The sequence below is a fragment of the Candidatus Magnetaquiglobus sp. genome, assembly GCF_058402785.1.
Window position 1 is genome coordinate 19,692 of record NZ_JBZVFG010000008.1, and the last position, 21,054, is coordinate 40,745.

The 21,054-nt window shown below is 61.0% G+C and carries 15 protein-coding genes; 5 read left to right on the forward strand and 10 right to left on the reverse strand.

Annotation, left to right across the window (positions count from 1 at the left end; genetic code table 11):
- Window positions 1-2 precede the first annotated feature (2 nt).
- From ACV4UY_RS04425 to ACV4UY_RS04440, 4 genes are all read left to right on the forward strand, one after another.
- Window positions 3-2,216 carry a sensor histidine kinase gene (locus ACV4UY_RS04425; protein WP_491606439.1) on the forward strand — a complete coding sequence of 738 codons (2,214 nt, stop codon included), beginning with the start codon at window positions 3-5 and terminating at the stop codon, window positions 2,214-2,216.
- Window positions 2,217-2,729: 513 nt separating this feature from the next.
- Window positions 2,730-3,188 (forward strand): response regulator, encoded by a 459-nt coding sequence (locus ACV4UY_RS04430; RefSeq protein WP_420905802.1) that lies wholly within the window; start codon window positions 2,730-2,732, stop codon window positions 3,186-3,188.
- Window positions 3,189-3,354: 166 nt separating this feature from the next.
- Window positions 3,355-4,623, forward strand: a complete 1,269-nt coding sequence (locus ACV4UY_RS04435) for a sensor domain-containing diguanylate cyclase (protein WP_491606440.1) — start codon at window positions 3,355-3,357, stop codon at window positions 4,621-4,623.
- Between the two features lie 5 nt (window positions 4,624-4,628).
- Window positions 4,629-6,602 carry a response regulator gene (locus ACV4UY_RS04440; RefSeq protein ID WP_491606441.1) on the forward strand — a complete coding sequence of 658 codons (1,974 nt, stop codon included), beginning with the start codon at window positions 4,629-4,631 and terminating at the stop codon, window positions 6,600-6,602.
- An 80-nt stretch (window positions 6,603-6,682) separates the two neighbouring features.
- Here ACV4UY_RS04440 and ACV4UY_RS04445 read toward each other — a convergent pair whose 3' ends face one another.
- The 10 genes from ACV4UY_RS04445 to ACV4UY_RS04490 all read right to left on the reverse strand — a co-directional run bounded on the left by ACV4UY_RS04445 (window position 6,683) and on the right by ACV4UY_RS04490 (window position 20,262).
- On the reverse strand, window positions 6,683-8,524 hold the full coding sequence (locus ACV4UY_RS04445; protein ID WP_491606442.1) for a two-component system response regulator: 1,842 nt from the start codon (window positions 8,522-8,524) through the stop codon (window positions 6,683-6,685).
- Window positions 8,521-8,964 (reverse strand): response regulator, encoded by a 444-nt coding sequence (locus ACV4UY_RS04450; protein WP_491606443.1) that lies wholly within the window; start codon window positions 8,962-8,964, stop codon window positions 8,521-8,523. Before ACV4UY_RS04450 ends, ACV4UY_RS04445 begins: the two co-directional genes overlap by 4 nt.
- A 110-nt stretch (window positions 8,965-9,074) precedes the next feature.
- Window positions 9,075-11,666: a sensor histidine kinase gene (locus tag ACV4UY_RS04455; RefSeq protein WP_491606444.1), complete on the reverse strand. Its 2,592-nt coding sequence runs from the start codon at window positions 11,664-11,666 to the stop codon at window positions 9,075-9,077.
- Window positions 11,659-12,696, reverse strand: coding sequence for a uroporphyrinogen decarboxylase family protein (locus ACV4UY_RS04460; RefSeq protein ID WP_491606445.1), 1,038 nt, complete (start codon window positions 12,694-12,696; stop codon window positions 11,659-11,661). The genes ACV4UY_RS04455 and ACV4UY_RS04460 overlap by 8 nt, the downstream gene beginning before the upstream one ends.
- Window positions 12,693-13,349: a cobalamin B12-binding domain-containing protein gene (locus ACV4UY_RS04465; protein ID WP_491606446.1), complete on the reverse strand. Its 657-nt coding sequence runs from the start codon at window positions 13,347-13,349 to the stop codon at window positions 12,693-12,695. The genes ACV4UY_RS04460 and ACV4UY_RS04465 overlap by 4 nt, the downstream gene beginning before the upstream one ends.
- A 469-nt stretch (window positions 13,350-13,818) precedes the next feature.
- A complete protein-coding gene (locus tag ACV4UY_RS04470; RefSeq protein WP_491606447.1) occupies window positions 13,819-16,377 on the reverse strand; it encodes a spermidine synthase family protein in 2,559 nt (852 codons plus the stop codon).
- Window positions 16,374-17,252, reverse strand: a complete 879-nt coding sequence (locus ACV4UY_RS04475) for a protein-L-isoaspartate O-methyltransferase family protein (protein ID WP_491606448.1) — start codon at window positions 17,250-17,252, stop codon at window positions 16,374-16,376. The genes ACV4UY_RS04470 and ACV4UY_RS04475 overlap by 4 nt, the downstream gene beginning before the upstream one ends.
- A 397-nt stretch (window positions 17,253-17,649) precedes the next feature.
- The gene (locus tag ACV4UY_RS04480; protein ID WP_491606449.1) at window positions 17,650-18,405 is read right to left on the reverse strand and encodes an energy-coupling factor ABC transporter ATP-binding protein; all 756 of its coding nucleotides are present in this window, start codon (window positions 18,403-18,405) and stop codon (window positions 17,650-17,652) included.
- A complete protein-coding gene (cbiQ, locus tag ACV4UY_RS04485) occupies window positions 18,402-19,214 on the reverse strand; it encodes a cobalt ECF transporter T component CbiQ (RefSeq protein ID WP_491606450.1) in 813 nt (270 codons plus the stop codon). The genes ACV4UY_RS04480 and cbiQ overlap by 4 nt, the downstream gene beginning before the upstream one ends.
- A 7-nt stretch (window positions 19,215-19,221) precedes the next feature.
- Window positions 19,222-20,262 carry an energy-coupling factor ABC transporter permease gene (locus ACV4UY_RS04490; RefSeq protein WP_491606451.1) on the reverse strand — a complete coding sequence of 347 codons (1,041 nt, stop codon included), beginning with the start codon at window positions 20,260-20,262 and terminating at the stop codon, window positions 19,222-19,224.
- Window positions 20,263-20,363: 101 nt separating this feature from the next.
- Here ACV4UY_RS04490 and nikR point away from each other — a divergent pair, with 101 nt between their 5' ends.
- A complete protein-coding gene (gene nikR, locus ACV4UY_RS04495) occupies window positions 20,364-20,789 on the forward strand; it encodes a nickel-responsive transcriptional regulator NikR (protein ID WP_491606452.1) in 426 nt (141 codons plus the stop codon).
- Window positions 20,790-21,054: the final 265 nt, after the last annotated feature.

Here is a 21,054-nt window from a genome sequence, read left to right on the forward strand (position 1 = left end):
TCATGATCGCTCCGATCAAAATTCCCGAAACCGCGCGCATGCTGCTGCTGATAGGGCTGATGGCCGCAGTGGGGCTGATCATGAGCGGAATCGCCATCGTCATTCTCTACGACACCGCCTTCACCGAAAATGGGCAGCGTCTGAAACAGACCGTGGAGAGCTATGCGCGTCTGATCGAAGCGATCGCCCGCAACGAGCAGACCCATATCGCGGACCATGACATCCCGTTGACGTCGGCCATGCTCGAAACGCTGGTCATGGAACAGGTGCGCGAAGCCCATCGTCACTTCAAGGGGTTCGGGGAGAGCGGCGAATTCACCATGGGGCGGCAGGAGGGAGACGACATCGTTTTCGTGCTGCGTCATCGTCATTCCAACCAGGATGAACCCTTGCCGGTCCCCAGGAACTCCGGACTCGCCGAGCCGATGCGTCGGGCGTTGCAGGGCGAGTCCGGGGTCATGGTCGGGCTCGACTACCGGGGCGCACCGGTATTGGCGGCGCACGAACCGGTGGCCGTTCTGAACATGGGCGTCGTGGCCAAGATCGATCTTGACGAACTGCGACGCCCGTTCATCCGGGCGGGATTCCTGGTTGGCGTCATCGGCTTGCTGGTGATCATCGCCGGAACGGCGCTGTTCTACCGGATCGGCAAACCGATGGTGCGGCAACTCACCGAAACCTCGGCCCTGCGTGAAAGCCGCCAGGCACTGCTGCGTGTCCAGGTCGCCATGCAGGAGACCACGGCACAGCTCGACAGCATTCTGCGCGCCGCGGATCTGGCCATCGTGGCCACGGACTTGAAACAACGCATCCTCTATTTCAATCCCGAGGCGGAACATCTGTTCGGTCACGACGCCACCCGCACCCTGGGGGAAACGTTGGGATCCCTGCATCCGGCCTTGCGCGGCGACGATCTGTGCCAGGCCCTCCTCGCGGGAACGGAAAACCAGGACTATCCCCTCGAGATCTGCTTGCAGGTCGAGGGGCATGATTGCCGACTGGAAGCGGTCTTGTCGAAAATCATCAATCATGCCGGCGAATTGAACGGCTTCCTGCTGCTGGCCAGGGATGTCACCGCGTCACGAGCGGCCCTGGATGCCCTGATCCTCTCCGAGCGGCGTTACCGTCTGCTCATCGAGTCGGCCAACGATGCCATTTTCATCGCCGATGCCAAAACCGGGATCGTCCTCGACGCCAATCCGATGGCCGGAGAGCTGATGGGCCGCCCGGTCACGGATCTGATCGGCATGCATCAGACCGAACTGCACCCCGAACGGGAACGGGAACATTACGCCAAACTGTTCCAGTCACAGATCCGCGAAGGAAGCGGACTGGTGACCGGTATCCTCGTGGTTCGCCAGGATGGCTCCGAGGTGCCGGTGGAGATTCGCGCCGCGGTGACGGATCTGGGCGATCAACAGGTGATTCTGGGTATCTTTCGGGATGTAACCGAGCGCATCCGCCTGGAACAACGACAACAGGCCCTGAACCTGGAACTGGAACAGCGGGTCGAAGAGCGTACCCGCGAACTGAACCGCTCCAACCTGGATTTACAGCAGTTTGCCTATGTGGCCAGCCATGACCTGCAGGAACCGTTGCGGTTGATCGCCGGTTTTGTGCAGCTGCTGGAAAAGCGCTACCGGGGCCGGTTGGATGACCAGGCGGACAAATACATCGCCAGCGCCATCGACGGCGTAAACCACATGCAGAGCCTGATCCAGAATCTGCTCGGTTACGCGCGGGTGGCCAACACCCCCCGCGAACAGGTCGAGATCGATCTGAACGAAGTGCTGGCACAAGCCTTGCAACATCTGGAAACGATCCTCCACGACACCGCAGCGGTCGTCAGCCACGATCCGCTTCCGAAGTTGCGGGCCGATCCGATGCTGATGGGACAGTTGTTGCAGAATCTGCTCGGCAATGCCTTGAAATTTCGCGGCGAGGATCCCCCCCGCATCCATCTGGGCGCCACCCGGAAAACGGGGCTCTGGGAGATCTCGATCGCGGATAACGGCATCGGCATCGAACCCAGGCATCAAGAGCGGATCTTCCTGATCTTCCAGAAATTGCACTCCAGGGCACGTTATGAGGGAACCGGCATCGGACTGGCCCTGTGCAGACGGATCGTGGAGCTGCATGGCGGGCAGATCCGGGTGGAGTCCACACCGGGTCGAGGCAGCACGTTCCGCTTCACCCTCCCGAGTTCCGGAACCTGATCCTCAAACCCGTGGACAGATGGCGCATGATGTGTTAATGATGTGTCAGAAATATTGAGACCTGCTGGGGGGAACCTCCTCACCCCCCGACCGAAGACCTTCCCGGCGGGAGTGCCACGGCAACTGGCATGATGGGAGGAGAACCCCTCACACCCCGACCATGGACCTCCCTGACGGGAGTTCCATGGTCAACAAGACCAGATCAAATTCAGCAACGACCCGGCTGCTTTCGCCCGTGAACCAGACAACGACCCTGGATCCGGCAGTTGCGGGCGAACACCTGATAACGTGCATGATGGGAGGAGACCCCCCTCACCCCCCCATGGACCTCCCTTCGGGAGTGCCACGGTAACAACCTCGTGATCCATCCGGACAATCGGAACAAGGCCTCATGGCCGGCAAGGCAACTCCGGTTTCTTGCCATGCACCCTGCCCCCCATGCGTGCCCATGCAAGCCCCCGCAACCGCCGGATCCAGATCGAAAACGCCTTGTCAGACAAGGGAGATGCCCTGATGGACCCGGAACATGCCAAACCCGTCGAAATCCTGCTGGTCGAGGACAGCCCAGGCGATGTGGAACTCACCCGCGAGGCGCTGGCCGACTCCAAGCTGCTCAATCGCCTCTACGTCGTCGAGGACGGCGAGGAGGCCCTGGACTTTCTGCGCCGAAAGGGGCGTTTCGCCCATGCCGTCCGGCCTGATGTGGTGCTGCTCGATCTGAATCTCCCGCGCCGGGATGGCCGGGAGGTGCTCGAGGAGATCAAGGGGGATCCAGAACTGAAAGCCATCCCCGTGGTGGTGCTCACCACCTCCCGCGCCGACGAGGACATCCTGCGCACCTATCAGCTCCACGCCAACTGCTACATCACCAAACCCGTGGATCTGAATCAGTTCTTCGCGGTTGTCAAGTCCGTGGAGAACTTCTGGTTCTCGGTGGTGAAACTCCCCCCCAAAAACGGCGACGCCCTCTGACATGGGGATCCCCACCGTTCCAGAACGGAAAACCCCGACTTCCGACGCGGAACGATGCGGACGACGAAACAATTCCAGCCACTCCGACCCTTCTCAAAGTACGGCCCCCACCCATCCGGAAACGCATCGGCACGCTGTCGAACACCCGAAACGATCCACTGAAAACATGAACGATCAGGACAAGTTGGCGTCGATCGACGCAGGTCAATTGACCAACCTTGTAACCACCATGGCACAGGCCATCGCCGCACGGGATCATCTGCAAGAGATCCTGGACGTCATGGTCAACCCGGTCATCGTGAGCAGCCCCGAAGGAAAGGTCAGCAAAGCCAATCAGGCCGCCTGCACGCTTCTGGAACGACCCCCGGAAGAACTGCTCGGCACGGAGGTGTGGCACCTTCTGGCGGAAGGCAGACTGTGGGTCGAGGCGTGCATGCTGACGATCACCCATCAAGGCGCGATCCGTGATCAGGAGGGGTGGCTGCTCTCCGGAAAGGGCCGCAAGATCCCGGTGATTCTTTCCGTCTCCGCGCTGCGCACCCAGGATGGCTCCCTGGCGGGATACGTCTGCTCCGCGCAGGACATCTCCACCCAACTCAACCTTCAGGCCGCGCTGCGCGCCAGCAAGGATGGCTTCCAGTCCATCGTGGATAAAAGCGTGGATGGCATCCTGATCCTGGACGAAGAGGGACGCGTGGTCTTTGTCAATCAGGCAGCCACGAACATGTTGAACCGGGAGGCAAACGCCATGATCGGCCTGCCGTTCGGTTTTCCCGTCGGCTCCGACAGCGTTACCGAACTGGATGTGGTGCGTGCCGACGGACAGGTCGGAATCGTCGAAATGCGCACGGTCATCTCCCGCTGGCAGGAACGGGATTCCCTGCTGGTCTCCTTGCGGGATGTGACCGAAAATGTCCAGTTGCGGGATCAGTTGCGTCAACTCTCCATGGAAGACGAACTGACCGGACTCAACAACAGACGGGGATTCTTTCTGCTCTCCTCCCAGGAGTTGTCCGTTTCCGAACGCACCCATACCCGCTTTCTGATGTTCTTCATCGATCTGGACGGCATGAAAGGGATCAATGACCGCCTGGGCCACAAGTTCGGAGATCAGGCGCTGGTGGAAACCGCGGGCGTCATGCGCCGGGCGTTCCGGAAGTCCGATATCCTGGCCCGTCTGGGTGGCGACGAATTTCTGGCGCTCTCGCTCCGCATGAAAAGCGATCACGCTCCCGCGGACTCCATCCTCACCCGCCTGGAAACCGAACTTGCCCGTCTGAATGCCCAGCCCGGTCGCCCGTTCAAACTCTCGTTCAGCATCGGCCATGTCGAGGTGAATTGTCAGGCCGGATGCAACCTGGAACAACTGATCCTCGAGGCCGATGCCGCCATGTATCAGGTCAAAACCGCCAAAAGACAAAACCAGACGAGATGAGCGCCATGCCGTCCCCTTCGATTGCCATCCTGCTGATCGAGGATCACCCCGCCGAGGCCCTGCTGATCCGGGAGCTTCTCGAAGAGAGCGATCCCCTCCCCTATCGGGTCACGCTGGCCGACACCCTGCGCGATGGCCTGCTGGCCCTGGATCAACACGATTTCGATCTGGTGCTGCTGGATCTGAATCTTCCGGACAGTCAGGGGCTGGATACCCTGCACGCGATCCGCATCGCACAACCCCGCCTGCCGGTGGTGATCCTGACCAACCTGGATGACAAGGAGTTCGCCCTGGAGGGCGTCCGACGCGGCGCTCAGGATTTCCTGGTCAAAACCGCGCTGCAAATCGCCCCCGGCGATTTTCTCTCCCGTTCGGTCCGGTATGCCATCGCGCGCCACCGCACCCAGATCCGTCTGGTGGAGAGCCACTCGAGTTTCCGGCATCTGGTGGAAAATGTCGCGGACGGCATTCTGATCGTGGACCAGGATGGCATGATCCGTTTTCTCAACCGGGCCATGGAACAGATCCTCGGCGGTCCGGCCTTGTGCGTCGGCGACGAATTCGGGTTTCCCATCGTGGGAGACAATCAAACCACGGAGCTGGACGTGGTGCCGGCGGGCCGAACGGAACGGCGGGTGGTGGAGATGCGGGTGAGCCGGATTCTCTGGGAGGGAGATCCGTGTTGGCTGGCCTCGATGCGCGACATCACCGAACGCAAACTGGTGGAAGAGGAGTTGCGTCGCGCCAAGCTGAACGCGGAAAAGGCCAATCTGGCCAAAAGCCGTTTTCTGGCCACGATGAGTCACGAAATTCGCACGCCCATGAATGCCATCATCGGCATGGCGGATCTGATGAGCATGGAGCAACTGCCCGAGGAACAGGCCCAGGCGATGGCGATCATCAAGGATTCGGGCCATGCGCTCCTCACCCTGATCAACGACATACTCGATCTGGCCAAGATCGAATCCGGCGAAATGCGCGTGGATGAGGAGGAGTTCTCCCCGCGCGCGCTGCTGGACGGCGTATGCAACATCATGCGGATCCCGGCTGAACGACAAAAGGGGTTGCGCCTGATCTGCGAGGTTGGGACAAGCGTGCAGAACGCGGTGAAGGGGGACTATCGGCGCGTTCGTCAGGTGCTGATCAATCTGGTGGGCAATGCCATCAAGTTCACGGAACGCGGTTGGATTCGGGTCTCCGTGGAGCACGATTTCAATCAACAGGGATCCTGGTTGATGTTTTCGGTCGCCGATACGGGAATCGGCATCCCCGCCGAAAAACTCGGGGAGATTTTCGGACTCTTCGTCCAGGCGGACGACTCCATTTACCGCAAATTCGGTGGCACGGGTCTGGGACTCGCCATCAGCAAACGGCTGGTGGAGATCATGCGCGGCAACATCTGGGCCGAGAGTTCACCTGGCGAAGGGAGCGTTTTTTATTTCACCATTCCCATTCCCGCAACCGAAGGCGTTCCGTTCCGCCACGGCCTGCATCCGCTCCGCGAGGAGTCCCGGTTGGGAGCGCTGCCCGGCGCAACGGACACGGTCTCCTCGAGGCTCATCAAACGGCTCAAGGGACTGCCGGTCCTGGTGGTGGAAGACGATCTGCTCAATCAACTGGTGATCTTGAAAATGCTCAAGAAATTGGGCGTGCGACCGGATCTGGCCGGCAATGGACGCGAGGCGCTGGACATGATCGCCGTCAAGACATACGCGCTGGTGCTGTCGGATGTTCAGATGCCCGAAATGGATGGTCTGAGCGCCGTGCGAATCCTGCGACAGCAGGAGCGGGAGAACGGACGACCGCCCCTTCCGGTGATGGCGATGACCGCGTTCGCGATGCCCGAAGATCGACAGGCGTGTCTCGATGCCGGCATGGACGATGTGTTGTGCAAACCGATTCGCAACGACGATCTGATCGAACTCCTCTCCCGCTGGCTATCCGACCGCTCCCCCCGTGAAAACGGACCGCCGGGTTGACGAAGCCCCTTGATCCCCCGCCGACTCCTTGCACCGGTGGAAAAGTCGCGAACCCCGCCGGAGATCTCCCGGTTCCGGGCCTATCCCGCAACCGCCGGATCCGGGACCATGGCCGGATCGTGGAAATGGAACGTGGCACGCCCCGCTTTCTTCGAGCGATACATCGCCTCATCCGCGCACTTGACGAGAGTCTCCATTTCCCGGGCATCGTCCGGAAAGATCGCGATGCCGATGCTTCCGGAAATATGCGCCTCCCGACCGGTCGGGAAAAAAGGGCGTTCCAGCTGTTCGAGTATCTTGAGAGCCACCAGGTCCGCGAGTCTCGGATGCACGACATTGTGGAGAATCACGGTGAATTCATCCCCGCCCAACCGGGCCACGGTATCCGAACGCCTCACACACGACGCGATCCGATTCGCCGCCTCCTTCAACAACGCGTCTCCCGCATCGTGTCCCAAGGTATCGTTGACCGCCTTGAACCGATCCAGATCGACGAACATCAGGACCATGTAGGTTCCGCTTCGCTCTGCCAGGGCCAGCGCCTGTATCAGGCGATCCTCGAACAAACGTCGGTTGGGCAGGCCGGTCAGAGGATCGTATTCGGCCTGGGTGCGCAACCGCTCCTCGACCTCCTTGCGCAACGTCAGATCCTGCTGAACCGAAACGAAACGGCTCACCCTGTCGGCACGGTCCCGAACCGGTGAAATGGTGGTCTCCTGAAAATAGAGACGACCATCCTTGTGACGATCCACCATCTCGCCCCGCCACACCTGACCATCCCGAATCGTGTTCCACAACTGACTGTAGAACGCGTCATCATGCCGTCCGGACTTGAGGATGCGCGGCGTTCCGCCCAGGATCTCCTCGGAGGAGTAGCCCGTGATGCGGAAGAAGGCATCATTGGCCCAGAGAAAACACCCTTCCGCGTCGGTTATGAAGATCGCGTTCGCGGCCATCTCCAGCGCCGTGGCCTGGAGCCGCATCGACTCCTCCAGACGTTCCCTCCGCAAAACGGCTCCCAGGATGCTGGCCGCCGATTGCAGGGCATCGAGTTCCAGCGCGGACCAGATACGTTCCGGGCGACGTTCATCGAAACGCAACACGCCCCACAAGGATCCAGCCAGAAAAATCGGAATCAACAGCGTGGTGTGAAGTCCAAGCGCGATCAGGCGATCCCTTTCACCACCGACACACGATCCGGCGGCCAGAACAACGGCTTTTCCGGCCAGCAGATCCCGCGATTCGGACGGGGAGAGCATCTCCTGGAAATGCAGATCCGGATGCGACAGCTCCGGGGAGTCCTGGCCCGGGAGATCCTTCACCCACTCGAACAACAGTCCGGCAACCGGTTCGTCATCGGTGCCGGCACGGTTCCGAAGCTGGAACACCCCCGCCCGCCGCACGTTCGCAGCCGTGCCCAGGGCGGCCAGCAGGGCCGACATGCCATCACGCCAATCCTCGGATTTGAGCAGGATCTCCGCGGCCAGCGTGATGGCGGTGAGAATCGCGTCCCGATGACGCAAGGCGCGTCGGTCCTGTATGCGTTGCAAGGCCGAACGAATGGTGTGTTCCAACAGATCGAGCGACAAGGTATCCTTGGTCAGATAATCCACCACGCCGGCCCGCAACGCCTGAACCACCACCTCCTCGTCCCCCTGACCGGTCAGGAGAATGAAATCGCTGTCATTGCGCACCTCTTCGGAAACGCCGCGCACCAGATCGAGTCCGGTGCCCGCGCCCAACTGGTAGTCCACGAAGACGATATCGGGCGTGAAATCGCTCAACGTCTCGTGCGCCGCTTCGATCCCAGCGCTCTCGCGGATCTCGAAACGCCAGCCGGACAGCCGTTCCATCCAGCGCTGCACGCGCCGACGGTCCGCGGGATTGTCGTCAACGATCAACACCTTGATGATCGAATTCATGGCGCCTTCCCCTCAACGACGCCGGATGGCGTGACCACCAACTCGAACCAGAACTCGCCCAGCTTGCGTACCACGTCGAGAAACCGTCCCGGATCGACCGGCTTGGTGATGAAGGCATTGACACCTCTGGCGTAGGCGTCAACCACGACCGGTTCGTCGTCCGAGGTGGTCAGCATCACCACCGGCAGAGAGCGCAGGTCGCCATCCGCGCGAATGCGTCGCAACACCTCCAGGCCATCCAGTTTCGGCATGTTCAGATCCAGCAGCAACAGATCCGGACGCGGACAATCCTGACAATCCGCGTACCGGCCCTGTTTGAACAGATAATCCAGACACGCCTCCCCATCCTCGACCATCAACAACCGCACCGCCAGCCGGGCCTTGACGAAACCACGCTCCACCGTGCGCCGATCCGGTTCGTTGTCTTCGGCCAACAGCACGACGGCCTTTCTGCCTGATTGATCCGTAAACACCATCTCTCCCCCTGCTCCCCTTGTCGCCTGTCAAACGATCTTCCCGGACATCACCGTCCGATCTCGCGCGCCCCCTTTCAGGATACGCTCCCATCGTCATGCCAACACGGCAGAGTCACCGTGAAAACGCTGCCCCGCTCCGGTTCGGACTCGACCCGAATGCCACCGCCATGACGTTCGACGATCTTCTTGACGATGGCCAACCCCAGACCGGAGCCCGGATAGGCCTGTCTGCCGTGCAACCGCTTGAACGGCAGAAAGATGCGCTCCAGATATCTCTCCTCGATGCCGATCCCGTTGTCCGAAACCCGGATCCGCCACGCCTCCCCGTCCGCCTCCGCCTCCACGCGCAGCACGGGCGACACCCCGGATCGACGGAACTTCAGACCATTGCCCAGCAAATTCTGGAACACGCTGATCAGGGCCGACCGTTCTCCCCGGACCGTGGGCAGTTCACCCCAGGTCAGCGTTCCCGCGCACTCCTCCAGACTGGTTTGCAGATTCTCGCGCACCATCGTCAGACAGGTTCCCAGCGCCACCGGATGATCCTTCACCTCCAGCCGCCCGGAACGGGAATAGGCCAACAGATCCTGAACCAGGGTCTGCATCCGCCTGGCCGCATCGGAGATGAAGCGCAAATCCTCCTCAACGGCTCCCTGGATCAACGCCTCGCCCAGATCCTCGCGCAAGAACTCGGCGTAGCTGTTCATGGTGCGCAGCGGTTCCTGGAGATCGTGACTGGCCACATAGGCGAACTCCTTCAACTCCTGGTTGAGCGCTTCGAGTTCCGCGGTTCGCTGCATCACCCGCGCCTCCAACTCCACGTTGAGCGTCCGGATCTCCTCTTCGGCCCGCTTGCGCTCGGTGATATCCTGAAGGGTGCCACGCAGCATCCGCACCGCGCCATCGGCATCGCGCATCACCTCTCCACGGGCCGTCACCCAGCGCGTGCCGCCCCCGTTTTCCGGCACCACCTCGGCATCGAGACCAAAGGGCGTCCCATGCGCCAGGGTCTGTTCCACGGCAGCGGCCAGGGGTTCCCAACTCTCCCTCGTGAAAAAGGCGCTCACCTCCGGGTAGCCCACCGGCGACCGGGAAGAATCACGCCCCAGCAGATGAAACACCTCTTCCGACCAGGCATGCGTTCCGGTGCGCACATCCCATTTCCAATCCCCCAATCCCGCCAATCTCCGCGCCTCGCGCAGATGGGCCTCGCTCTCCCGCAGGGCGGATTCGGCCTCCTTGCGCGCCTGGATCTCCTCGATGACCGCGATGAAATAATCCGGTTCCCCGGAGGCGCGCCAAACCAGGGATGCCGTCAGGTTGATCCAGACCACATCGCCGTTTTTGTGGAAATAGCGCTTCTCCATGCTGTAGTTGGCGATCTCTCCGGCCAGCATGCGCCGCACATTCTCCAGATCCTTGTCCAGATCATCCGGATGGGTGATCTCCTGACAAGTCAGATGCATCAACTCCTCGAGCGCATAGCCGACGATCTGGCACAACTTGCGGTTGACCCGCAACCAGCGTCCTTCCGGTGAAACGACGGCAATGCCGACCGCGGCCTGTTCGAACGTGGCCTCGAAACGGATCTCGCTCTCCCGCAACCGCTCGGTGGTGGCGCGACGCAAGGCGGCTTCGGCCCTTTTGATCCGCCGCAGGGCGCGGGCATTCTCGATCACCAGGGTGCAAATGCCCGCCAGCGAACGGGCGGTCTCCAGATACCCCTCCCGATAGGCCGGGAAAGAGAGCCCCTCGACGACGAACACCCCCTGGAGATGGCCGGAACGCTCCAGTCGCAACAGGAATCCGGTGTCCGACGCGGTCCAGGCCCACTCCTCGCGCAACCCGCGAACCTGCGCGCTCAAGGAGGGAGAGAGCGCTTCCAACCCCTGCCATACCCCCTCCGCCCAACCGACGAAAAACAACTCCGAAGGCGCGAACAGCATCCGGAACATCTCCTCGATCGCAGCCACCGCCTCCGGTTCATCCTGGAGCATGGCCAACTGTCCGAGCAGATCCATCGCCGTGGTCAGATCCGCCACCTCGCGGGCCTGACGCCGATCCTTGCGCCGCACCCGACGCCGCTCCAACTCCCAACGCAACCGATTCACGGTCAACCGCAGCAGAAGGCGCGTGATGTCCAGACCCACCCGTTCCCGCCGCGCCGGCAGACCCACGGCCTGACTCATGGACTGCAACCGCTCCCCGGCATCGGACAACTGCCCGCTGTCGAGCAGCAGCAGTTCACAGGCGAAATCGCGAAAGAACTCTCCCGCCTGATCGGGTTCGAATCCCAACTTCGCCAGATGCGCCGGCCATTCGGCCAGCCACGAGGCGGTCATCAGGTAGGATCCCCGCGTGATGGCCTCGTTCACCAGGGTTGGCGCCGCGACCAGATGGAAACACTCCTGTTGCGGCTCGATCAAGGTCACCAGCTCCGAACCTTCCAGGGGTTCCAACCCGTTCAGACAGGCCCGCCCCATCACCGCGACGCCCGTCGTGCCCGCCGGCAGCAGCGGCAACAGCTCCTCCCAACGCACCGCCGGACAGCCACACCGCACCGGATAGGGGATCACCCGAACATCGTCCCACCCTTCGGCCCGCGCCGCGGCTTCCAGTTCCGGATGGAAAGCCTGGCAGCACAAAACGCTCAGCAATTCACGCATCGCACCAATCCAACGGATAACGTCCCCAGCGGCGCACCGCCTCCCCAATGGCCAACAGCACCGCGTCGGGAACCTGGAAGGGGATCTCCCCGTGGTTGTCGGACAACACGAAACCGCCCCCCACGCCCGCGCGACGAATCGCCTCCTTCACCTCCCGCTCGGCATCCTCGGGCGTCCAGCGACGCATGGCCACACCATTCAGATTGCCGACCAGGGTGAGTCGTCCGGCTGATGCCGCCTTCCAGTCGCCCAGATCCTCCAGGGCGCTCACCCCCACGCCCACGGCCCCCGTGGCCACCAGATCATCGACCAACGGCAACCCCCGACCCGCCGCCAGATGGATCAACGTGGCCCCCTGAATCCGCGAGAGCATCCGACGGGCGATCGGAAATCCGGTCTTCAGAAAGATCTCGCGGGGAATGTTGGTGGTGGACGACACCGGATCCGCGTAACCGATGGCCGTGGCTCCGGCCTGCAACTGGGCGTTGGCCCACTCCGCGCAGAAGGCTTCGTTGATCGCCATGAGCCGCTCAAAACGGGCCGGATGTTCGTAGATCAACTCCACGTAGCGGTCGAATCCCATCTGCATCACCGGCAGGGAGAACGGCGAGATCACCGATCCGGCGATGGGCACCTGGTCGCCCAACCGCTCCTTGAGTCCCCGGATGGCATCCAGCATGCGGAACAACGGTGGAGAGTCGGCAACCCGTGGCGGTTCGAGCCGGTCGATGTCGTCGAACTCCCGGATGATCGGCGGACCGGAGTTGGGTGGACCGTCGTCCACGAAAAGCGTCGAACCCCCAAACGCCTCCATCTCCATCGACGCATAGAAAAACGGGGTGACACAATCCCCCCCGTACCTGGCCAGCAGCCGCATCTGCCCCTCGACCACATGTTCGGCGCGTGCGTAGTAGTCGCGAATGGTCAGGCCCAGTTCCCTGGCGCCGTGCATGGTGGTCAACAAGAACCAGGGCACCCGGTCCGGTTCCCGATAAGCCAGGGTGGTCTGCACCCTCTGCATGGGAGTCATGACGCGAACGCTCCCTTCTGCCAGCGACGCAGCACCCGGATCCCGTCGGCGGCACTCCGCCCCATGGCATCCGCCTCCACCTCCCGCCACAGTTCCGGATCGAACAGAAACGGCGCGCCGCCCACGAGAATCCGAGGCTGCACACCCCGCTCGCGCAGAGCGTGACGCAACGCCTTCACCTTGAGCGCGGACGGCAACATGAGCACCGAAACCAGCAACTCGTCCAACCGGTCGGCGATCACCCGCTCCACCACCTCCTCGACGGACATGCGTCCGTAATCCAACAGACGGATGCCGCTGGCGCGCAGCATCGAATGCACGATGCGCTTGCCCATCAGGTGATAGTCATGCAGCACCACGATCGCCCGCCTGGGTTGGGACTCGTCCATCTCCGGGGCATCCACCGGAAAGGCCCGGCTGACCAGACTCTCGCAGATCCGGCCACTCATGTAGATCTGGGAAAGGGCCACGCGACCGCTCTCCCAATCGCCGCCGATACGCTCCAGAACGGGCACGATGAGCGTTTCCACCATCTCCAGCGGAGAACCCATGGCGAGCGCCTGTCCGAACAACCGCTCGGCCAGGGTCCGATCAAACGATTCCAGCGCCTGCCGGAACTCTTCGAACAACGGATGTTCTTCTGGGGTATTCATGTCCCTGGCTGACCTGCCCTCTCCTGATCCATCACACGGTGGCGATCTGCCGACCGCCGGACCTCTTGGCCTTGTACATGGCAGGATCGGCCCGTTCCGGGAATTGTTTCGGTGTCACGCCGCGATCCGGGAGGCAGGCCAGTCATGCTCGCCGAAGGGTATACGATCGTTCCCGACAACTGCAACGGTTGCTCTCCCGACGTTTGGAATAGATTTTCGGAATGCGGCCTCGAGGAGGGCCGAGACATTAGGCATGGACCTTGGGATGCGGCCCCGAGGAGGGCGGACCAAAGAGGTGATGCGCGCGCGTGTCCTGGGGGAAAGGCCGAACGGATGATCGACCAGGCGTCGCCGGAAGATCGGGAGAGGATGATCCATGACATCAAGGCCGAACGGATGCCCGGCATGGTGATTATCAAGAAAGCCATCCGTGACATTTTGACCGCAAAAGCAGAGAGAACTGCCGGAGTCAGGTCAAAGGGGATGGACGCAACAAAGCGAAGAAACAGGGCCAGGCCAGCAGGTAGAGCGCTGCCGCCAGATAGAGGTTGGCCGAAAGACCCACACTGACGGAGATGAGTGGCACGAGAACCGCGCTCATCACGGAAAACATGCCATTGATGCCCCAGGCCCACAGAAAGAAATGTTCCTTGCCAAGCCTGGCCAACCAACTCATGCCGGTGGCAAATGGAAAGCCCATCAAGAACGCCAACGGGAAAATCAATAAGATGCAGGCGACAATCCGCCAGGAGAGCGTTCCAATCGCCGGCAACCACACCCCCAGTTGGGTTCCATACAAAACCAGGAGACCCGCGATCGACGAAAAGATCAGGGGCATGACCGTCTGGGATCGCGCCAGAAAGCGTCCCGCCACCAAGGACCCCAGACCCGTACTGATCAACATCCCGGTGATCAATACGCTGGTTGAAATCACCTGGTTACCCAAGGCACTGATGAATTTCCCGATCAACGACACCTCGACCAGGATGTACCCCAACCCGAGCGAGAAAAAATATCCAAAGATTCCAAGCTTTCCGGGTTGTGGCGCGAAGATCGTTTTCCAGGCGAAAAGGAGAGGCAGCGAAATCAAGATGCACCCCGCCAGAACGGATTGACCCAAGGTCAACCACAACAACAGATAACCCCACTCGTCGGAAATGGTCTCCAGTCTGTTGGCAAAGGCGGGAATATCCTTGAGCCGAATGAAACCGCTGAAATAGGGTCGGTCGTCGGTGAGGCGTGCGATATCGAATGGATACGCGGCCAGATCCTCCGTATGCTCTCCACGGATCATACGATCCAGCAGGAGCCGATAAACAGCGGCCATCGAGAAATCTTCGCCCTCGTCCACGTCAGGAAGATGGGCCTCTCCTTCGTTCCGATCCGTGGACGCGACACCCAGAACGTTCTGGCGCACACCGGCCAGCAGGAGGGATGCCTTCCCTTGAAACCGTTCTCCAGGTCGGTATACCACGTCGAAAGCCATCTCCTTGGCATGACGATCGAGCCTGGCGATCTCTTCCGGAAGAAAGCCCCCTTTCTTGTATAGCACGGTAACCGTGGATAGAAAAACCTGCACGACGTAGAAAGAGTCGGTGACCTGTTCCCTTGCCACGGTTCGCCCGACCGAGGCCAACGTCGATAAAAGACGCAGGGTCGATTTGGGCGGATCCTCTTTATTCCACACCGTAACCGCCAGAATCCCACCCGGTTTCAGGGCATTGATGTAGGCCGTGACGGTCTCGTGCGTATAAAGGTACTTCTCCGTGACGGCAAACCCGCCTGGGCTGGAAAGTCCGGAAGAGTCGGGCAAACTCAAATCGATGACATCGAACTTCTGGTCCGTGTTGCGTATGAACAGGTGCCCATCCATCGGCACCAGAGAGATCCTGGGGTGCGTGAACAGATCCCCCGTGAATGGACGCATCGTTTCACTGGCCAGGGCAGTCTGGATCATGGGATTTCCCTCTGCCACGGTGATATGATGCGCACCACCGGCCAATGCGACACGCGTGGAGATTCCTCCACCGAACTGAACGACAAACAGGTTTTCAGGTTGGGAGTTGATCAGGTAAGGCATGAACATGGGGAGAAAACGGAAATAGTCCTGCTTGTCTGACGGAATCGGCTTCATGATGCCGACAGGTCCGTCGCTGTCCATGAACAGGCCCAGATAGGTATTTTTCGGAAGCTCTCCCATGGACAGGGATGCCATGTCGCTTAGGCCCGGTGCAAAATGAAAGTATGAACTTGCATAGATTTCCAACAGACCGTGCGTACCGGTTGCCTGGTACAGGCGATTCGCGTCCGGGAATTTGGTGACATAGCTCACCCCTTTGTAGGGGGAAACCTGAATCTGGGGCAACCAAACAAGCAAAACAATTGTAATGATTCCGGAAAGAGAGACCCACCCGGAAAAGCGTTTGTCACCCCAGGAGTGGAACCACGCCATGGCACCAGCCCACCAGAACAGGATGGGCACGACCAGAAGATAATCGGGTGGCACCCAGAGCATGACACTCAAGCAAACAAGGCCAGCGACACCCGAACCGAGCATGTCGGCGGCATACGTCGATTCGAAGCGGTGACGGCCAGCAAAAAAGGCGATTCCCAGCAAAAGCGACCCGGCGAGGAATGGGGTGGCATAGGCCAGAAAGTTGATGAACAGATTGACGATTTGATGGTTGTCGGTCAGCAGGAAAATCGGGTTGAACTGTGCATCCTGGGCCACCACGTTACCCAACACGCACAGGGGACCGAAGAGCAGCCAGCCAATCCGGGCCAGAAGTTCCATTCGGCATTCCAGCCATCTTTTGCCAAGGCACAACAGGGTGCTGGACAACCCAAAGCCAAACATGGCGACGCTGATCACCGTGGAACCGAAATGGGCCCAACCGGAAATGGCATACAGCCGCATCGCGATGATTTGCAGCGAAATGATGGCCCCTGCAATCAGGGCAACCGCCACAAAGAAAGAGAACCGGTGAGTCTGTATCGTCAGGACACCGCCTGATGGATGCCGGCTCAATGGGTACCCTTCCCGCTCCAGGTACCGCCATCCGCCTTGGTGAAGGGAACGAATGAGACGGAAAGCCTGCCATTGTAGACATCTTGGCGCGTGATGGTGGTTTTGCCCTGTTCATCCACCTCTTTGGTAACCTTGAGCAGGGTTTGTTTACCAGGAGGTCCCACGGGAATCACCATGATGCCGTTGGGTGCCAGTTGCTGCAACAGCGGCGGTGGGATGTGATCGACGGCGCAGGTGACGATGATTTTGTTGAAGGGGGCGAACTCGCTCCATCCATGGTAGCCATCGTCTGACTTGAGTTTTATGTTTTCGAATTCAGCCCGACCATTCTTGACAAGGTTGTCGAACACGTCCCTGGTTCGTTTGTGTAGTGGTTCAATGATTTCCACGGAGTGGACCTGGTTGGTGAGGTGGGCGAGCACCGCGGACTGATAGCCGGACCCGGTACCAATTTCCAGGACTTTATCAGAAGGTTGCACATCCAGGGCAGAGGTCATGCGCATCACCAGATGGGGACCGGAGATGGTGACGCCATAGCCGATATCGAGAAAGGCATGCTCGTAGGCGCGACGTTGATTCCGCTCCAGGGCGAACGCCTCGCGTTCGGTGCGCAGAAAGGCGATTTTCTCCTTATCTCTGCTCACATCTTTGTTGTTGACCAGTGCCTGGAAACGCTGATAACGCAATTTGAGCATTTCACGATTATGGCCGTATTTTTCATTCATGAAGTTGACGAACGATGTCTGGGCATCTCGCGCCTGCATGGCATCGGATTTTACATAATCCTGTATTTCCTCGGCAAAGGAAGCCGTCGTCGGGCTGCAAAGAATCAGCAGAAGAATCGCGATCACAACATATTGATTTTGTTTGCACATGACTCTTATTCAAGTGTGAGTATCCCACGGGAAAGCCGTGGCTGCATGGAAAAGCGTGCCGCGAACCTGAGCAATGGGCCGGATTCGGAGTTTTCCAGGGCCATGCGATTCACGATGGCCTCAAGGCGACCCATCTCGTCACGCCATGCAGACACTCTAGCACAAATCCGCCACTCAATGCACGGAGGTGAGACGGTCTGGTGATTCAACGGTCCGCAAAACTTACAGATGGGGGGACCCCCTCATCCCCGAACCATGGACCGCCCTTCGGGAGTTCCATGGTTCGGTGTTTGGCGATGCACGAGGTTCTGGCTCATCCATGCGTCCTCTCCCTTTGGAGCGGGAGACACGAACAAACGGATCACGCGGCAAGGCGCCCTTTTCATGACCGCATTCGTCACCAACCCGCGCCACACCAGGGGCAGGCATGCTCCGACGGCGACTCAAGCAATCCGCATCGGATCAGCACTTCAGGGTTGTCCCGCAAGGCCGACACGGGCCGATCCGCGAACACCCTGCCCTCATGCAGCACGACGACCCGCTGGCAACGCGGCAGAATCCAGCCCAGATCGTGGGTGGCCACGATCCAGCCACAAGAGAGCCCCGCCAGGATCCGCTCCAGCGCGTGCCGTCCCTTGGGATCCAGTCCGGAGGTCGGCTCATCCAGAAGCAACAAATCCGGACGGAGCGACAAAACCGCGGCAATGGCCACCCGGCGTTTTTCTCCGCCCGAAAGACGATACGGAGGACGATGGCGCAGTTCCCACACCTCCAGGCGTTCCATGCTCTCCCGAACCTGCCGCTCCCGCCGTTCGACGGGCAACCCCAGATTCATCGGACCAAACGCCACATCCTCCAGCACGGTCGGCATGAACAGCATGTCGTCCGGGTCCTGAAAAACCAGCCCGACGCGGTGTCGCAACCGTTCCTGGGCCGAGACCGGGATGGGCTCCCCATCCAGCAGGAGCGTACCGGTCCGCTCGGTCCGAACACCCGCCAGAAGCTGCAACAAGGTGGACTTGCCCGCGCCATTGGCGCCGATCAGCGCGATCCGCTCGCCCGGATCCACCCGCAGGGAGACCTCGGAGAGCGCCCGCGTCCCGTCGTCATGGGTGAACGTCAGTTGGATGGCTTCGAGCAACGACGCGCTCACGGGACGAATCCCATCAGCCAGCCTCCCAGACGCGGGACCGGATCATCGAAGCGCAACAGCAGAAACAGCACCGTCCAACCCATCAGAAACACCCCGTCCCGCGGGTGAAAACGCAAGAGAGTCCGCGCGGGCAACGTTCCATCGAACCCCCTGGCCAGCATGGCCTGATGCAACCGTTGCGCCCGCTCCAGGGAGCGCAGCAACAGGTGTCCAACCAGGCGGGCCGCGACCGGCCAGGCAGGACGCTTGACCCCGAAGGCCCGCAGATCGTGGGCGCGGCGCATTCGTTCGCCCTCCTCCGCGATCAGAAAAATGGCGCGCCAGGTGAGAAGAAGAACGGAAATCACCCCAGCCGGCACGCCGAAACGTCGTGCCGCCGCGCCCAGGGCAGGCATGCCGGTGGTGGCGGTCAACAGGAACAAGGCACTCAAGGCCAACAAAAATCGCAGCAGAATGGAGGTCAACGAAAACCAGCCTCCGGCGATCTCGACACCCGGAATCAACGCAACCGGCGCGCGGTCCAGAAGCGGATTGAGAGATCCCATCGCCAACACGAATGGCAGCGCCGGCCTGAGCGCCTTGCCGATGCGTGTGGGTGAAATCCCGGAGATCCTCGACACCACCAGGGGAAAACAGGCAAAAGGCAGCAGACCGGCAACGGCATGCGCGTCGAAGGAGGTCACGCACAGCACAAAAAGCAGGGTCGTCGCGAGTTTGGCGCGCGGGTCCAGCCGATGGACCGGAGAGCACCCCAAGGCCAGTTCATCCACCCGCGCGAGAGTCGCCAGGGGATGGGTTGTGCCGGACATGGCGGGTTCAAACCGATCGCGGATCGTCCGGACTCTTCCGCCGTTGCGGAATGCCGACGAGCAATCCTAGAATCAGCAGGGTGAGGAGTCCGCCCGCGATGCCGGCCAGGGAGGAGGCACCGTCCGGCGCACCCCAACCTTTTTCGCTTTTCTCTTCCGGCGCATCGGATGCGGGCCGAAAGGCGTAATCCGGCATGGGCGCGATGCTGGCCTGAATCCGCGCCGCCATGCGATGGAACGCGCTGTTGCCATCCAGGGATTCCGCCTTGCCGGTCAGGCGGGCCACCGACCACTCCAGCCCGTCGGGTGAGGCCGAGGCGAACCAGGAGAGCACGCCACCGGTCAGCAGGGCCGCGATTCCCACCGCCACCGGCAGTTTGCCCCAGCCGCGAGGCGTCGTCGGGGTCTGCCGGGTCAACGGCCAGTCGGGACGCGCCTTGAGCAGCAGTTCGACCACGACCACGGTGATGGCGCCCTCGACCAAGCCGATGGCCAGATGGATCGATCCCATGGTCAGAAGAAAGGGCGTGAACGACAATTCGGAGATTCCGGACAGCCAGGTTTCCAGCACCACGCCCAACGCGCCGACCAGCAAGGCGAGCCAGGCCGACATGAACACGGCGACCCGCAACCGTCGTCCCACCACCGGTTGCGGGCCGGCCATAGAACGAAACAGCAGCGGGTGGATCACCAGACAGGGGATCACCCCCATGTTGACGATGTTGGCCCCCAGGGCCAGCAGACCGCCATCGGCGAAAAAAAGCGCCTGGATGGTCAAAACCGAGGTCATGGCGAGCAGCGCCGGATGGGGCCCGAGCAGGATCGCCAACAGCATGCCTCCGGCCAGATGACCGCTGGAGCCGGTGCCGGGGATGGTGAAATTGACCATCTGCGCCGCGAAGACAAAAGCCCCCATCACCCCGGTCATGGGCGCCGCATGAGAAGAGATCGCGCGAACCCGTCGAGCGGCCAACGTCACCGCCGCACCGGAGGCCAACCAGAAGGCGGAACCCACCGGCGCGGACAACAAGGCATCGGACATGTGCATGACAAAGACTCCTGGCAATGGTATGAAGAATTAAAAAAAGATCATAACATCGTCCAGAGTTTAATGGATCGACGTTTCGCTTGTCAAAGGAGAGATGCGGCATGAGCCGGAATGTGGAGCGCTTCACCATTTCGCTGGAACCGGAGCTGGCGCGACAGTTCGACGCCCTGATCCAGGAGCGGGGCTATCGCAACCGTTCGGAGGCGATTCGGGATCTGTTGCATCGGGAGTTGGCCGAGGCGCGTCTGTCCGGCCCGGAGGAGTCCGAAGGGGTCGGGGTATTGGTCTATGTCTATGATCACGAAGCCCGAGACCTCTCCCGCCGTCTGACCCGAAAGCAGCACGACGGTCATGATCTGATCCAGGCGACGCTGCATATCCATCTGGACCATGACCGTTGTCTGGAAAGCGTGGTGCTGCGCGGCGGGGTCGGTCGCCTGGAACGGCTTTCACAATCGATCGTCGCCGAACCCGGCGTGCGGCATGGCCAGTTGCACCTGGTGCCACTGCGCGATGACCAGGCGTGAAAGGCACGCCTCGCTGCGGAGGTCGTAGCCGGATCGCAGAGCGGCGATGCGACGCTCCACCCGTCCGGTGCAACGACACAACCAAACCATGTGACCCCGCGCCCATCTGTGTACACACTGTGTCAGATCACACGGCAGGTGTGTCGATTGACACGGTAAAACACCCTTTTTCCAGATGACTAACCTTTTAAATCAAACAGATACAATTTGGATGGCATTATGCTAGAGTGTGTCGGGATACCACCCAACCCTTGCACGCGCTCCG

Bases quoted from the DNA above. Each gene is read 5' to 3' on its own strand.
- ACV4UY_RS04425 (WP_491606439.1), top strand. From the start codon at position 3: ATGATCGCTCCGATCAAAATTCCCGAAACCGCGCGCATGCTGCTGCTG.
- ACV4UY_RS04430 (WP_420905802.1), top strand. From the start codon at position 2,730: ATGGACCCGGAACATGCCAAACCCGTCGAAATCCTGCTGGTCGAGGAC.
- ACV4UY_RS04435 (WP_491606440.1), top strand. From the start codon at position 3,355: ATGAACGATCAGGACAAGTTGGCGTCGATCGACGCAGGTCAATTGACC.
- ACV4UY_RS04440 (WP_491606441.1), top strand. From the start codon at position 4,629: ATGCCGTCCCCTTCGATTGCCATCCTGCTGATCGAGGATCACCCCGCC.
- ACV4UY_RS04445 (WP_491606442.1), bottom strand. From the start codon at position 8,524: ATGAATTCGATCATCAAGGTGTTGATCGTTGACGACAATCCCGCGGAC.
- ACV4UY_RS04455 (WP_491606444.1), bottom strand. From the start codon at position 11,666: ATGCGTGAATTGCTGAGCGTTTTGTGCTGCCAGGCTTTCCATCCGGAA.
- ACV4UY_RS04460 (WP_491606445.1), bottom strand. From the start codon at position 12,696: ATGACTCCCATGCAGAGGGTGCAGACCACCCTGGCTTATCGGGAACCG.
- ACV4UY_RS04465 (WP_491606446.1), bottom strand. From the start codon at position 13,349: ATGAATACCCCAGAAGAACATCCGTTGTTCGAAGAGTTCCGGCAGGCG.
- ACV4UY_RS04475 (WP_491606448.1), bottom strand. From the start codon at position 17,252: ATGTGCAAACAAAATCAATATGTTGTGATCGCGATTCTTCTGCTGATT.
- cbiQ (WP_491606450.1), bottom strand. From the start codon at position 19,214: ATGTCCGGCACAACCCATCCCCTGGCGACTCTCGCGCGGGTGGATGAA.
- ACV4UY_RS04490 (WP_491606451.1), bottom strand. From the start codon at position 20,262: ATGCACATGTCCGATGCCTTGTTGTCCGCGCCGGTGGGTTCCGCCTTC.
- nikR (WP_491606452.1), top strand. From the start codon at position 20,364: ATGAGCCGGAATGTGGAGCGCTTCACCATTTCGCTGGAACCGGAGCTG.